The organism is Eubacterium uniforme, assembly GCF_900167115.1.
Taxonomy (GTDB): domain Bacteria; phylum Bacillota; class Clostridia; order Lachnospirales; family Lachnospiraceae; genus Eubacterium_S; species Eubacterium_S uniforme.
Map to the genome: position 1 here is coordinate 24,072 of NZ_FUXZ01000004.1, position 15,342 is coordinate 39,413.

General features: G+C 34.0%; 12 protein-coding genes. All 12 read right to left on the reverse strand.

Annotated features, from left to right (window positions below):
* Window positions 1-17 precede the first annotated feature (17 nt).
* The 12 genes from B5D16_RS03070 to B5D16_RS03125 all read right to left on the reverse strand — a co-directional run bounded on the left by B5D16_RS03070 (window position 18) and on the right by B5D16_RS03125 (window position 15,204).
* Window positions 18-1,430: a hypothetical protein gene (locus B5D16_RS03070; RefSeq protein ID WP_078765508.1), complete on the reverse strand. Its 1,413-nt coding sequence runs from the start codon at window positions 1,428-1,430 to the stop codon at window positions 18-20.
* Window positions 1,431-1,523: 93 nt separating this feature from the next.
* Window positions 1,524-1,775, reverse strand: coding sequence for a TM1266 family iron-only hydrogenase system putative regulator (locus tag B5D16_RS03075; RefSeq protein WP_078765509.1), 252 nt, complete (start codon window positions 1,773-1,775; stop codon window positions 1,524-1,526).
* A 171-nt stretch (window positions 1,776-1,946) separates the two neighbouring features.
* Complete coding sequence (gene hypE, locus B5D16_RS03080; protein WP_200803918.1) at window positions 1,947-2,954, reverse strand: hydrogenase expression/formation protein HypE; 1,008 nt, start codon at window positions 2,952-2,954, stop codon at window positions 1,947-1,949.
* 383 nt (window positions 2,955-3,337) lie between these two features.
* Window positions 3,338-4,420 carry a hydrogenase formation protein HypD gene (gene hypD, locus B5D16_RS03085; RefSeq protein WP_078765510.1) on the reverse strand — a complete coding sequence of 361 codons (1,083 nt, stop codon included), beginning with the start codon at window positions 4,418-4,420 and terminating at the stop codon, window positions 3,338-3,340.
* A gap of 331 nt (window positions 4,421-4,751) precedes the next feature.
* A complete protein-coding gene (locus B5D16_RS03090) occupies window positions 4,752-4,961 on the reverse strand; it encodes a HypC/HybG/HupF family hydrogenase formation chaperone (RefSeq protein ID WP_078765511.1) in 210 nt (69 codons plus the stop codon).
* A 49-nt stretch (window positions 4,962-5,010) separates the two neighbouring features.
* Window positions 5,011-7,563, reverse strand: coding sequence for a carbamoyltransferase HypF (hypF, locus tag B5D16_RS03095; protein WP_078765512.1), 2,553 nt, complete (start codon window positions 7,561-7,563; stop codon window positions 5,011-5,013).
* Window positions 7,564-7,664: 101 nt separating this feature from the next.
* The gene (locus B5D16_RS03100; protein WP_078765513.1) at window positions 7,665-8,792 is read right to left on the reverse strand and encodes a nitrogenase component 1; all 1,128 of its coding nucleotides are present in this window, start codon (window positions 8,790-8,792) and stop codon (window positions 7,665-7,667) included.
* Between the two features lie 222 nt (window positions 8,793-9,014).
* Window positions 9,015-10,313 (reverse strand): nitrogenase component 1, encoded by a 1,299-nt coding sequence (locus tag B5D16_RS03105; protein ID WP_078765514.1) that lies wholly within the window; start codon window positions 10,311-10,313, stop codon window positions 9,015-9,017.
* Window positions 10,314-10,617: 304 nt separating this feature from the next.
* Entirely contained in the window at window positions 10,618-11,370 is a 753-nt protein-coding gene (locus B5D16_RS03110; protein WP_078765515.1) for a nucleotide-binding protein, read from the reverse strand.
* Between the two features lie 127 nt (window positions 11,371-11,497).
* On the reverse strand, window positions 11,498-12,961 hold the full coding sequence (locus B5D16_RS03115; RefSeq protein ID WP_078765516.1) for a zinc ribbon domain-containing protein: 1,464 nt from the start codon (window positions 12,959-12,961) through the stop codon (window positions 11,498-11,500).
* Between the two features lie 23 nt (window positions 12,962-12,984).
* Complete coding sequence (locus B5D16_RS03120) at window positions 12,985-13,875, reverse strand: YIP1 family protein (RefSeq protein WP_078765517.1); 891 nt, start codon at window positions 13,873-13,875, stop codon at window positions 12,985-12,987.
* 162 nt (window positions 13,876-14,037) lie between these two features.
* Window positions 14,038-15,204, reverse strand: coding sequence for a CAP domain-containing protein (locus tag B5D16_RS03125; RefSeq protein WP_078765518.1), 1,167 nt, complete (start codon window positions 15,202-15,204; stop codon window positions 14,038-14,040).
* Between the last annotated feature and the right edge of the window lie 138 nt (window positions 15,205-15,342).

Genomic DNA, 15,342 nt, shown 5'->3' on the forward strand with positions numbered 1-15,342 from the left:
TTTTGATACTAACCTCCTTACACTATACCACAATTACTACAAAGTCCCACAGCTTTTCTTGGAACTATATCATCCAAATCTTTCTCCTCATTACATGCTTCAACCATCATATCAAGAAGAGTCATTATTCCCTTAAAGCCCATGCAACCATCACCTTCTATAATATTTACAAAGTGATGTGTATTATTAAACCAAGCAGCCTTCTGGCCAATTGCTAGAACATTTTCATTATTTCTATCTATAACTCTTCCCTCTGGATGGATTGTTGCTCTTAAAGTCAAATCACCGAAGTTTTCAACAAGATAATTATATGCTTCTTCATCCTCAGGTGAAATACCATCTAAATAGACAGAACTTACATTAAATCCATTATCTAACAAGAACTTTGCTAGTTCTAATGGTCTTGGATATGCTGTATAGTCAATTGATATTTCCGTATCTTTAATTACAGCCTTTACTTCATCTACTTTTGCCTCAAGTTCCTTTTCTAAATTATCGGCGTATTCTTCTATTTCCTTATGTTTAGATGGTCCACAACTTGATAATAAGAATCTCATTTCCTTAGGATTATCTTCATCCGCATACTCCGTAGCAATATCAATTAATTTTTTATTAAGCTTTATAATTCTGCTTTTGATTTTCGCTGGATCTGCCTCATATGGAATATACATAAATTGTCTTTCCAATCTGCTTACCAAATCGAAAACTCCATAAAGACCAGTTGGATAGATTGCCAAGTAAAATGCTCCATCACCAATTTCCATGTATTCCTCAAATGTCTTCATATCATGAATTTGCTTAACTTCAAATCCATATCTTTCGGCCAAATAGAATATAAAACAATCTCTTATTTTAACATCACTGCCCAATATGTAAATCTTTTTTCTTGGCTCAAGTGGTTTAATCACATCAAGCATAGCCTTCCTAAGTTTCTGCTCAGGAGTGTACGATGTCCTTTGCATAATAGGATCCATGAAACACCTAGCAAATACTATGTCAGGAAATCTCTTCTCCAAAGTCTGATAAACATAATCTAAGTCACAGCTTAAAAACTGATGAAGACAAACCGTAAATAACTCAACCATCTTTGGCTTCTCTTCAAGTTTATTTAAAACATCCGTTACACCTTCTATGGTTTCATTCTCAAGACTTCCATTCAGCAAATCTTTTTCAAAAAGAGTTACACTGTGAAATCTATCAAGTTCATTCATCTCTGCTGCAGTCATAACTACACCCCTCATGCAGTTATCCGCGCATACATAAATCTGATGAGCCTCAGGAACCATAAACCCAATATGAACAATATTCCATGTCCCATGAACAGGTGCATTAAATTCTAGTCCTATATCAAATGGCTTTGGATATTCACTATCTTTAATTTTCACTTCTGAAAACTGAGGTGCAAATCCCTCGCCAATACGTTTTAACATAAATCACGCTCCAAATAATCAAAAAACAGGTTAAAAGTTTCTAATGTCATACTAATATTTTAAATCTTAACCACCTATATATGCAACCTTTATTTAGCCTATAACATTCGAATATGCCGTTTTAATTGAAACGCCATCTAATCTTCCAATCTTACCGCTAACTTCACTAATAGTATCCTGTGGTGCATCTATAGCAATACTAATAATATATATGCCTTTTTCCCTATATGGAATGCCCATTCTTCCAATAATATATTCTGATACTCCATGCAAAAGAGCATTTAATTTTTCAACAGATTCCAAATTTGAAACAATAATCGACATTGACGCTACTCTTGTCTCCATAATATACCTTCCTTTGCTTGTTTTTTATATTTTTAATATTTTTATAACTGCACTACAATGATTGTTTCACAATCATTGTAGTGATCGCTTCGCAATCTATATCAATTCCTAAAAATATAAAATCAAGTAAACTTGTTTTATATTTTTATAAATTGATGCAGTTACTCAGGGTTAACAGATTCGTGGTAATAACTCATTACCTGGTTTTGGTAACATAGTCTGTGCACCGATTGATGTAGTCATTACAATTTTACCAACGTGCTCATCTGTAATGTGTCCAATAACTTTTGCTCCTTCTGTATAAGGGCTGTTCTTTAAGATATTAACAACCTCTTCACTCTTTTCATCAGGAACCATAATTACAAGTCTGCCTTCACATGCAAGATAAAGTGGTTCAAGACCTAAAAGACCAGTAACACCCTTAACTTCATCAGCAACTGGAACATCTTCATAATTAAGATCAATACCAACGTTACTTTCTCTTGAAATCTCGTAAAGAACAGTTCCAACACCACCTCTTGTAGCATCTCTAATTACATGCACTTCAGGAACTGCTGTAAGTACATTTTCTACTGCCTTATAAAGTGGAGCACAGTCACTTGTAACATCTGCTTCAATACCATATTCATCTCTTGCAAGAAGAATTGTACAACCATGTCGTCCAACATCACCAGTTACAATAATTGCATCGCCTTTCTTAGCATACTTACCTGATGTATCAGCGCCTTCTAAAATTTCGCCAACACCAGTTGTTGTAATAAATACACCATCAACCTGTCCTTTACCAGCAACCTTTGTATCACCAGCAACAATCTTAACACCTACTTCATTTGCTGTCTTTTCCATGCTAGCTACAATTTCTTCAAGCTTATCCATTGGAAAACCTTCTTCAATAACGAATCCGCATGTCATGTATAATGGCTTTGCACCCATACATGCAAGATCGTTAACTGTTCCGCATATTGATAACTTACCAATGTTTCCTCCTGGGAAGAACGCTGGTGAAACTATAAATCCATCAGTTGACATTGCAATCTTTCCATTTGGTCTTGGAAGGACTGATGCATCGTCTGCTGTAAAATATTCATTACCTAAATGTCCCTTAAATACCTTTTCAATTAATTCTGCTGTTTTCTCTCCACCTGCCCCATGTGCAAGTTTTACTACTTCATTTTCCATTTTATTTATCCCTTCAGTTTTTATCGTTACGCGCCCCCGCAAATTTATATTATCTATCCGTGACTCAGCTCTCGCACGGTGCGGGCTACCCCTAGCCACACTAAGTTCGAAAGCATTTGTTCTGTCGTGATTAATATTTTTCATTCGTATAATGACAACATTATATGCCGATAAAGCAAAGCAATACATTTAAGTGCAAGCACTTATGCATTGCTTTACTTTATCACCACATAACGCTTCGCGTTATGCGAATAAAAATCACTAATCACAAACAACTACTTTCTCACTAAGTGTAGAGACCCGCAACGGTTCCATATAGAGAATATGAAATTTGCTTGGGCGCTTATCATTTAATAATCTATTATAAATTAAATATTGTCATTTTAATTGTACATATAAAATGCTGAGCATGCACCTTCGTCAGATACCATACAGGCACCTACTGGATGGTCTGGATTACATGCCTTTCCAAAGAGCGGACAATCTGATGGAAGAATTTTACCTTGTAATACATCGCCGCATCTACAACCTTTATTTCCCTGTGCAGTAAATGCTGGAATATTGTATTTCACTCTAGCATCATATGCTTTATATTTTTCCTTAAGCTTCATGCCTGATTTTTCAAGCAATCCAATTCCTCTCCAAATCTCATCTGATGGTTCCATAAACTCATCAACAAGTTTAACTGCCTTTGGACTTCCTTCTGCTTTTACAACTCTTGGATAACAGTTTACAAAGAAACCTTTGTTTTCATTTTCCTTTGCAAGATCCTCACTGTAAACACCATCTACATATCCTTTTCTTTTAGCTGCATTCTTAACTGCTACGGCAATTGCAAGTACCAATTCCTTATCTGTAAATCCTGCAACAACACCGCTTACTCCATTTGCTGCTAATTCTTCGCAAATGCCTGTTCCTATTATTGCATGTACATGACCTGGATATAAATAACAATCCATACTATCCTTTAAAACAAGATATGCATTTGGCATAGTTTTATTTGCAGTTAGTAGCGAAAAGTTACTAACTCCTTCATCCATTGCTGTCTTAACTGATAAAACATCAGAAGGTGTTGTAGTTTCAAATCCAACTGATAAAAATACAACTTCTTCATCTGTATGTTCCTTTGCATACTCCATAGCATCCATAGGTGAATAACATACCTTAATCTTTCCACCTGCTGCTCTTGAATCTGCAAGTGAACCATCGCTTCCCGGTACTCTAACCAAGTCACCGAATGTACAAATTGTAACGCCTTGCTCTGCTAAATATCTTGCTTCATCGATAAAGCTTACAGGTGTTACACAAACAGGACAACCTGGTCCTGAAATAAGTTTAATCTTAGGCGAAAGAATCTTTCTAATTCCTTTTCTAAAAATCTCATGTGTATGTGTTCCACAAACTTCCATAATGTTAATCTGTGGTCCATCATAACTTTTCAAATATTCAATAGCTTCATTTAACATTTTCTATATCTCCATTTATAAACTCAGCGTATAATATATCTTATCGGAAGTATACATATGATGATATTTGCATTGTATCAATATTTATATATCACGCAAACAAGGGAGAGTATTTCCTAAATTCTGCGTTCGTTTATGGTATTTTTCTATACGCTCCGAAAACTCGCAGCTAAAGCTACTCAGACACGTTCTGCGCGTATGAAAAATAGACCAAACACTCCACTTGAATTTTTAACGGAAAACTCAAATTGTTTGCTTAGATATAATAAATATTTTCTCCTATGCAAATATCTGTCGTATATTTAATTTCCGATAAGATATATTATTACATTTAAAACAATTCGTTAAATAATTCGTCTGTTTCTTCTATATCGTCTGATGTAATCTTTGCGATAGCTGCACCTGCGTGAACCATTACGTAATCGCCTGGTTCAAGGTCTTCTAAAAGATCTGCGCTAATTTTTCTTTTAGCACCCATACTTTCAACAATTGCTCCATCATTATCAAGTTTTAATACTTTAGCTGATAAACCTACACACATGTTTTTATCCTCCATTTATACTATGTATTGCTTAAACACTAATATGCCTTTAATTATTTTTTGTTATTTTATTCATTCCATATAGTGCCTGGCCAAGTGCGATTCCACCGTCATTTGCTGGGAGTAATTTATGAGTAAGAACTTTGAATCCTTCCTTTTCAAGTGCTCCCTTTGTCAAGTATGTAAGTAATTTGTTTTGGAATACACCGCCACTTAAAGTTACTGTTTTTATATTGTTTTTGCGACTAATTGTCTTAACTGATGCAACTACCATTTCCGATATTTTCTTATGGAAAAGGAATGACAATTCTCCACTATCCTTACCTTCCAATTTAAGTTTAATAATATCAGCATATAATTTATCAGTCTCATTTATGTCTTCATAAGTAAAACCATTATTTTTACATAAGAATTCAGTATCATAACCATCAACAATTTTACTTGTTAGTTCATTAATCGCATCATATTTATCCATGCAATCCTTATTCTTATATTCAGGTTTTACATTTCTACTATCTAAATATTTTTCAGCTGCATACTCAAGATAAATTGCGCTTTCACCTTCAAAGGTCGATTTGTTTCTAATGCCTAGCACTGCACTTATTGCATCGAATAATCGTCCCATGCTTGTACTGTTTACGCCATTCATCTTCTTATCAAACATCATGTATAAAAGATTCAAATCCTTCTTTTCACACAAGTTAAGTTTCTCGATACATTCATATGCTTCTTCCTTTTCAAACATTGAAAAAATAATCGATACCGCTATCTTTACTCCTTCCTTCGAGGATGAGTCACCACCCATTTGGAAGAATGGCTTAATGTGAGTCTCTCTTGTAAATCCATCAAGATTACAAGTTAAAATTTCACCGCCCCAAATAGTATCATCATCGCCATATCCCGTACCATCGAATGATACGCCAATATTTTCCTCAAGAAAATCATTACATCCCATATTTGAAAGAATGTGTGCATAATGATGCTGAACATATTCTATTTTTATTCCAAGTTCTTCTGAAAGTTCCTCGGCAACCATTGTACTATTATACTTTGGATGCTTATCACAAACTATAATTTCAGGCTTACACTCAAGAAGATCAAGCATTCTTTTAATGCTATCCTTAAGTGCCTTCACCGTTCTGTAATCCGCCAAATCACCAACGTATGATGATGGATAGAATATATTATTCTTCGCGATACAGAATGTGTTCTTAAGTTCACCACCTATCGCAAGAACCTCACCCTTAAAATCAGAACTTGTCATATAAGGTATCGGTGCATATCCTCGAGACCTTCTAATCATCATCGGTTCGCCCATAAAGAAATCCATAACTGAATCGTCAGTTCTAATTCTAATATCTCTGTTATTTGTTAATATTGCATCAACAAATCCTCGAATTTCAGTATATGCTTCTTCATCGTTATGACTTATAGGAGCACCCGACACATTACCGCTTGTCATAACCAGAATATCTGTAAATTCATCATCGTCACCTGCATCGAAAAGAAGCATTTGAACCGGTGCATATGGAAGCATTACGCCAACGCTTTCATTATCAATTGAAATACTATTTGCTAGTTTTGTTTCATCCGAATTCTTTTTATTTAGAAGCAATATCGGTTTTTGATATCCATCAAGAATCTCTTTCTGGTTTTCATCAATCACACACTCCCTGTTAACCACATCCATATTTTTCATCATTACAGCAAATGGTTTCACAGGTCGATTTTTAAGCATTCTTAATCTCTTCACCGCTTCATCATCAGTACCATCACAACATAAATGAAATCCGCCTATTCCCTTTACGGCAATAATCTTTCCATCCCTGATTATTTCTCTAGCTCTTTTAATTGTATTTAAACTATATTCACCTATATTTTTAAACTTATAAGATGTATTCTTTGTAATCATATTTAAGCTTTTATCTTTTACAGAAACATCTTTTTGCACCTTTACAATTTCTAGGAAATCACTTTCAGGTTTTCCTGTTTCCATATCAAGCATATAGTAAGCAGGTCCACAGTCATTACAACACACAGGCTGTGCATCATACCTTCTGCTTTCACTACTATGATATTCACTATCGCACTCCTTGCACATAGGGAATATCTTCATGCTTGTCCTGTGTCTGTCATACGGCAAATTATCAAGAATTGTAAGTCTTGGTCCACAGGATGTACAATTAATGAATGGATGTAAGTACCGTCTATTTGACTTATCATATAACTCTTCCTTACATTCATCACAAATTGCAATATCAGGTGAAACATAGATTTCTCCAGCTGTCTTTTTACTCTCGATAATTTCAAACTCATTAGTATCATTTAGATACTTATTATAGTTTTCATCATCTGACAAAACATCCTTAACATCAATTTTTAATATAGCACTTCTCTTTGGTGGTTTATGTTTTAATAAATCAAGAAACATCTCTATTTCTTCGTATGTTCCACAAGCATATATTTCAACATAAGGCCCTCTATTACATACACTTCCTGTAATCTTTGATTCCATCGCATGTCTTGATACCGTCGGCCTAAATCCCACGCCCTGAACAATACCATAAACCTTTATGTGCTTAATTATTTTATCTTTTTTCATAAAACATCACTCATTTTCAAAATCAAGATTTATTTAATATTTTATAATAATCTTGTATTCTTTCATCGGGGAATTTTACACTTTTTCATATTCAAGTAAATTTATTTACCTGTTACAAACTGTTTACTTTCCCATGTTCCTGATATTGCAAAATGAACTGTATCAATCCATTTAACTGCATCATCTCCGACTAAGTATCTTTTCGCTACTAAGTCTTTAAACACAGGATCCGCTACTACAATATCATAATTACCATCATTAAATTCTTTTGTAAAATCATCTTCCTGTGCAAACTTAAGTGTATCATCAACGTCATCTCTTGTTAAGAAATATGTTGCTGTAACAGTGTTAGTTTTATCACTATGATTACTTATTAAATCCTTAACAGATTTCGCATAAATCTGCTCTCCTACCACTAAAACATTAACCTCTTCTTTACCTTGTTTTAGCACTTCATCAATAGCTTTTTCTATTTCATCTTTATTCTTATTTGTAAGTGGTGAATAGCATTCATAATCAATTCCTAATTCCGATTCTAACAATCTGCAAATTCCAAATCCTGAAATCGAAATTGCTATATTCTTTTTGCACTTTCTTACTTTCTTTATTGCATCAATTCCATCACCTAACCCAAAGCATAAAATCTTTGACTTATCAACGTTCTCCCTTTGTGAGATAACTTCCTTAATACCTTCACTTCCTGTTTCATTTGTATCAAGTGGTGTGGCACCCCACACTCCAATATATTCACCATCTTCATTCTTAGGCTCATCCGTATTTATAACATATGTCTTAACTAATTCCTTATATGCCTTATCAGCTCCCACATCATAGTTTTTCATACCATATGTAGCCACAGCAAATACCTCGATATCCTCCGGAATTTCTTTTTTCACAAGAGTAACTAATCCCTTAAAATCTGTTCCAATTACCGCAGGAACTGGAGTCCCAATAATCGCAACGAATTTCGGAGTTATCTTTTTAACTGCCGCTTTTACTTTTTCAACTAAAAGCTTATCTCTTCCAAGTATGGCATCCATATCACGTAGTCCAGCACTCATTACTGCACTTTTATACATCATCCATCTTGGTTCATCAAATCCGCATATATTACCTGTACATCCACCTGCATCAAGAATAACAACAAGGCCTCCCATTTCATATAAAACAGAAACGGCACCTGATTGATCTGGAGCAAATGGCGTAAGAACTGTTCTTAATCCATCCATAAAACATCCTCTATACTATCAATACTATCTATACTATCTATACTAAGTATCAAATCGCTACTAACTACTTTTTTATATATTATAAAAATAATTCATATAAGATCTTTTATTTTTTAATATTACTCCTATAAATCCTTTTAATATCTTAAACTACTCATTATAAGGACTTTATATTTTTAGAAATCACTCCTATAACTTCTTTTAATATTCCATAAATAATTTCTATAAAGACTTTTCAATTTCTAGGAACAATTTCTTTAACCCTGCATAACCATATGGCTGTATGTCTTCATTCCATCCAATCACATAGCTATCTTTATGATAAAAAGCTGCATCCTTGCCAATTACAATATCCGGCTTTTCACCTTCTTCATAATACATCATGGTTGGATCCATGTTTGAATAAATTCTAGTTTCTGGTGATAACACATTTATCTTTTCAATGTAATTAAACTTAGCTTCCTCAAACAATCCATATATTTCAATAACACTAAATCCATATCTTAAAAGTGCAAGAGCAAGTTCAAATGAATCTGCATTAAGACTTTCACCTATAGCGAACTTAATATCACTCTTTTTACTCTTAACTCTTTCTATTACTTCAAGTGTTTCATTATATTCTTTTTCATCATCTATAGTTATTCCTAAAGCATTTGCTAATGCGTAATACTGTTTTCTAATCTGCTCAATATAATATAATCTTTTTATTTCAATATATGGCATCTTTCTTCTTAATTTTAAATCTTCCGCAGCCGCAACTGCTTCCGGATTTAATACAATATTAAAGTTTGCCTCACTCATTTCCATAAATTCATCGAATGTATCACATCTTCCGATTTCTCTGATATTTGCTACGCCTGCTTTTTTGAAATAATCATAAAGTTCAAAATCATCAATCAATGGTGCGAAAAAGCCTAAGAAATTTACGCTATTACCTTTCCTCTTTCTATCATCAAGAAGAGAATAAATTGACTGTCGTACATGTACCATAGGTGGCTTTCTGCCCTCTCTTGTAAGTGCATACATATAACATGGTTTTACCAACACTCCACTTGCTTCAGTTGCCTTCTTACATACTCTTTCCATATCTGTACCAAGCAATGCATCCACACATGTAATACAAATCATAACAACATCTGGCTTTTCTTCTTCCCACCTATTTGTTATAGTATCAACAACCTCAGTTACTGCCTGAGGAATCTTGCTTAAATGCTTACCTGTGATAAGATCATTTTCATTCATATCAAGATAAAAAAATCTATGCTTATATCTTGGAATAATACTAATCTCAGATGTATTTCTTCCACAACATCCAGGCGACACAATAAGCATAACTGACCCAGGTATTGAAAGACCTGCTCTCTTTACACCAAATCCCTCAGCCCCCGGTGAATTATAAGCAAGTGTAGCCGGCGAACTATAAACAAGCCCTGTCCCAGATTTTAAATCCTTAGGAATATTATCCCTTCCAAGTTCCACTAACTCCTTCGCTGTGTGGAACATCACTTTATCATTAACCATTTTCTACGTCCTTTATAAATAATTAGCAAGTTATTTTGCTTTCTTTTTCCATCTTTTTGCCAAAAAGTAAGCATGTCTCAGGTCTTCACTCATCTTTAGCAAGTTATTTTGCTTCCCTTTTCATGTTTTTCGCTAAAAAGAAAGCATCTCACTTAACACAACTTGCTTTGGCATCCTTTATTTGCTTTCTTTTCCTAGTTTTTTGCCAATAGGAAAGCATCTCTCAGGTCTTCACTCATCTTTAGCAAGTTATTTTGCTTTCCATTTCATGTTTTTCGCTAAAAAGAAAGCATCTCACAAACTTCTACTTATCTTCCTCAATAAGTTTTCGTGCTATATCTAAAAACGCTTTGCTAACTTCAAGATCTGGGTTACCTTCAATTACGGTTTTACCCATATCCTCGTAATCATTAATATCCTGACTTCGTGGAATTTCGCCAATAATGGAAATGCCACGCTCGTTAGCAAAATCTGTTACTTTCTTCGTTTCATTATCAATGTTTCTATGATTTAAAATTACACCCTTAACCTTGGCGTAACTTCTGTCTTCAAAATTCTTAACTGCCGTATAAATATTATTCGCTGCATAGAGCGCCATCTTCTCTCCCGATGTAACTATAATTACATCTTTTGCATATCCCTCTCTAATTGGTGCTGCGAAACCTCCACACACTACGTCACCTAAAACATCATATAAAACAACATCAGGTTTAACTTTTTCAAATAATCTTAAATCCTCTAATAACTGAAAGGTAGCTATTATTCCACGTCCGGCACATCCAAGTCCAGGAGTAGGTCCACCTGTTTCAATACAAAGAACATCACCATATCCAACCTTTGAAATATCCTCATATTTTTCAGGATCAGTTCCTTCCTTAAGATATTCAATTACAGGCATAACAGGATTACCGCCCAATAGATTAATAGTCGAATCCGCCTTAGGATCACAACCTATCTGAATAACCTTCTTGCCCAAATAAGCAAATGCTGCGGCAAGATTACTTGTTACTGTTGACTTTCCAATTCCACCTTTTCCATAAATAGCTATCTTTAACATAATCAATTCTCCATACTAAAAACAAAAACTCCCACTTCGAGTGGGAGTTTTCGTTTATATTTCTTAAAACTAAAACTATTCCAGCTCGGAAAAACCTTACCGTCAGAGTTTAAATGTCTATTAAATTTTACTGTCCAGCAAATGTACCAGTACCTGTATATTCATATGTTGCAAGTTCTCCATCAACTAATGAATTCTTAAGTAATGATAAATCTGTGTAACCCTTTACGCTGCTCCAGCCAAAGTTTAGATCTGTGCTTCCATCAAGCGAATATTCATTAACATATGAATAATCAACATATAATGAACCATCAGCATACTTCATCATGTTTGTAAGTAATACTGGGAAGTATACCTTTGTATCCTTAAATGCATCCTTATCATAATCATCATCTTTTCTCTTCTTACCATCATTAGCCTTGTTATGAACAGTAGCTGAGTAAATGATGTAAATCTTATTATGATAATCCCAAGTATCATTATTCTTAGCTGTTAATAAATAATATCCTTCATAGTTAAGAGCGCCATTAATTCCGATATATTCACTATTCTTAGCGAAGTATGAATTAATAACATCTTCAACCTGTTTCTGCATTTCTCCTAAGAAAGCTGCATCAATTTCATCTGAACTTGTAACATACTTATCAACATTTTCAACCTTAAATTTCTTTGAAGTTGATGTGAATTTAACACCGTACTGCTTGATGTAGTAATCTTCATTTTCGTCAATTGAAACTGTTACTTCATCACCTTCCTGTAAGCCATATGACTTATCAAGTTTGAAGTATACATACTGAAGAACATCTTCTTTTGAATCATTCTTAACTGTAGCTGAACAGTTAGGAGATGTTCCTGAGAATGTAACTGTTACATTTTCAAATGGATCAATTTCCTTAATTTCATCAAGGTCTTTAACCTTGTATTTTATTTCTGATCCTGTAAATTTAATACCATATTTTGAAATTAAATCATTGTTATACTTAATTTTAAGTTTGATTTCGTCGCCATTGCTTAAATCTTCATCTTTATCGAAATCAATATCCATATCTTTGATACATTTCTCTAAATCTTCATACTTATCTTCATCTTTTGATAAAAGCTTATCCATATCTTTTTCGCTTTTACCCATTCCTTTTAAGATAGCTTTTCCAAATTTATCAGAATCTAGATCATATGTAGCTCTACCATTTCCATCATAACCTTCACACTGAATCTTGATGTACTTTGTTATATCAATTTTTTCTTTATGAATTTTCTTATATCCATAAAAGAAACCGCCAATAGCTGCAATCAATGCAACAATTGCAATAATAACTCTTTTAACCTTTGGATCCATAGGCTGTCTCTGCTGGAACTGTCCACCACCGCCAAACTGTGTCTGATTGAACTGACCCTGAGCTTGGTTAAACTGTCCCTGAGTCTGATTAAAGTTATTTGCATTCTGCTGTGGCTGTGCACTAGCAACACCTGTCTGATTTACAGGCTGATCTGCAGTCTGACTAGTAGGTTGTGCAACATCCTGTGGTGCTCCACAGAACTCACAGAATCTACTACCATCTGCTATTTCCTTATTACAATTTTTACAAATCATCTCGTCACCTCAATAATATAAATTTATCTTAATTTAGATAAGCCCGACATTGCAATACTCATAGCAGCATTTACAATATCATCCTTAGCTGTTTCAAGTACCATATATGTACAGAACATTGCAATTATAACTGTAACTGCTACTGAAATCATCTGAATATATGTTGACTTAACCTGATCTAACTGCATAATTACACAATATGCATTAGCAGCTAAAACAAATGAAACAAATGCACCAGCAAGCATAACTGCAAAACCTGGCCAAGGAAGTAATAACATAACAATACCACCTGCTACAACGGCGATACCCTTATATACACTCTTAAGGCCTACAACAGCCCATACTGGTACCATACTTGGATTAGCTGTCTTATCAACTATTTTAGTTCCAACGAACAACATTACTCCTGCTATAATATCAACAATAACCATCATTATAGCAATCATAATAACATACTTAACGTAAGGTAATTTCATTTCCTTAGCAGCATCACCTAATTTTAAGTGAAGTTTTAACATTGCAAGTGCAAGTCCAATAATGTATAAAACTGCACCTACGCCAAGTAAGATAAAACTATCTGTGTTATTTCCAGAATATGCAATGTTTCTAATTTCCTCAACAGGATTCTTTACGATTCCTAATACCTTATTAACAAATGCATTTGCCTGACTTGGTCCCTGATTAAACTGACCCGCATTAAACTGCGCTCCACTGTTAAACTGACCCTGATTAAATTGTTGCTGGCCTTGGTTAAACTGTCCCTGATTTTGTGGCTGAGTAACTGCCTGTGAAGGTGCTGTGTATTCACCCTGTGAACCGTCTGCAGTTTGAGCTGCTTCAGCTACCTGATTCTGGCAATCACATACTTCGCCTTCTTCTAATGGCTTACCACACATGTTACAAAACTTTGCCATCTACTTATCCTCCAATAATTTAATTATGTCACAAGTATTATTAAATACATAAACACAAATGAATTATACCATAAGACCCTATAAAAGTAAAACGATTTAGCACACAAAGAAAGAGCGCTATGCTCTACATAACGCTCAATCTTTAGTGGGTTTTTTAGGTGCCTATAAAACAACCTTTGTCTTCTTACTCCATTCACTATAAACTTTCATTCCATTGGATAATCTCTTATATGCCCTTACCTTTACATACATGACTTTTCCTTTAGAAAATCTCTTTATAGTCACAGTCGTTTTATTGGCCTTTTTTATTTTAACAGTTTTCATAGAAGCTTTCTTTGAATAAATAACTTCATAACCATCTGCTTTCTTAACTTTCTTAAATGTAAATTTAAGTTTATTCTTCTTAAGTTTTTTAACTTTCGCTACTTTTGACTTTGCAACTTTAATAATTCCATCTTCATCTAAATCATCTTCTTCAAACTCTCTGTTTCCTGTCAGGGTAACATTCCATTTAGCTATTACTACATCTGTTCCCTTTAACGTAGCATATATAGTTGCACCTCCCTCAGAAAGACACTTAATAACGCCATTAGGTGTTACACTTGCGACATTGATATTATCGCTTTTCCACCCCAAACTTGAATTTTCAATTTTCACTGATGCATATGTAAAAACCTTATTTCTATTATATACTTCTAGCCTAACAGTTTTACCTGTAGTCTGATTTATATCTTCTCCATTAACATACATGTTCAAATTTGAAATACTGGCATCTATATCTAATACATTATCTTTATTAGTTCCTCCATATGCCTTTTCTGAAACTGCAAATCCGAATTCCTGACTCCAATAATATATTCCATTTATTTGAACACAACCTATCCCTATCGATTTATATTCCTTACTAAGCATGTTTTTTCTATGCCCTAGTGAATTCCACCATTGTTCAAATGTACCGTATGAAGTATCTCTTCCTGCTGCAATATTTTCACCCCATATCATCTCTCTATCTAGCGAATAATACACAGTATTATCCGGTCTGCTGTGTGAAAAAATAACTGCTGACTCCATACATCTTCTCATCGCTGCATCTAAAAGACGAGCATCCATTGTAAGTTCAAATAATCCCATCTCTCTTCGCTTTTCATTTAAAATATCTAGTACTTCAAATGCTTTATCATAATTATAAAAACCTTTTACCTTAATAGAACAAACAACTTGTTGTGACGAATCTTCTGCATATATACTATCCTCAAATACTAAACAATTAAATAAAAAGATTAAAACAAGAGAAAGAATTATTTTTGAAAATAATCTATCTCTTTCCATATTAATCTGCTCCCCTCATAAATTGTTAAAACATGTTTAACGCTTCTTAACTACTAACTATATTTTATCATATTTGTCATATTTTTTCACGAAATTTCTATTTTTTTGTATATATTGCACAAAAACTTCCCAAAACAC

Bases quoted from the DNA above. Each gene is read 5' to 3' on its own strand.
- B5D16_RS03070 (WP_078765508.1), bottom strand. From the start codon at position 1,430: ATGTTAAAACGTATTGGCGAGGGATTTGCACCTCAGTTTTCAGAAGTG.
- B5D16_RS03075 (WP_078765509.1), bottom strand. From the start codon at position 1,775: ATGGAGACAAGAGTAGCGTCAATGTCGATTATTGTTTCAAATTTGGAA.
- hypE (WP_200803918.1), bottom strand. From the start codon at position 2,954: ATGGAAAATGAAGTAGTAAAACTTGCACATGGGGCAGGTGGAGAGAAA.
- hypD (WP_078765510.1), bottom strand. From the start codon at position 4,420: ATGTTAAATGAAGCTATTGAATATTTGAAAAGTTATGATGGACCACAG.
- B5D16_RS03090 (WP_078765511.1), bottom strand. From the start codon at position 4,961: ATGTGTGTAGGTTTATCAGCTAAAGTATTAAAACTTGATAATGATGGA.
- hypF (WP_078765512.1), bottom strand. From the start codon at position 7,563: ATGAAAAAAGATAAAATAATTAAGCACATAAAGGTTTATGGTATTGTT.
- B5D16_RS03100 (WP_078765513.1), bottom strand. From the start codon at position 8,792: ATGGATGGATTAAGAACAGTTCTTACGCCATTTGCTCCAGATCAATCA.
- B5D16_RS03105 (WP_078765514.1), bottom strand. From the start codon at position 10,313: ATGGTTAATGATAAAGTGATGTTCCACACAGCGAAGGAGTTAGTGGAA.
- B5D16_RS03110 (WP_078765515.1), bottom strand. From the start codon at position 11,370: ATGTTAAAGATAGCTATTTATGGAAAAGGTGGAATTGGAAAGTCAACA.
- B5D16_RS03115 (WP_078765516.1), bottom strand. From the start codon at position 12,961: ATGATTTGTAAAAATTGTAATAAGGAAATAGCAGATGGTAGTAGATTC.
- B5D16_RS03120 (WP_078765517.1), bottom strand. From the start codon at position 13,875: ATGGCAAAGTTTTGTAACATGTGTGGTAAGCCATTAGAAGAAGGCGAA.
- B5D16_RS03125 (WP_078765518.1), bottom strand. From the start codon at position 15,204: ATGGAAAGAGATAGATTATTTTCAAAAATAATTCTTTCTCTTGTTTTA.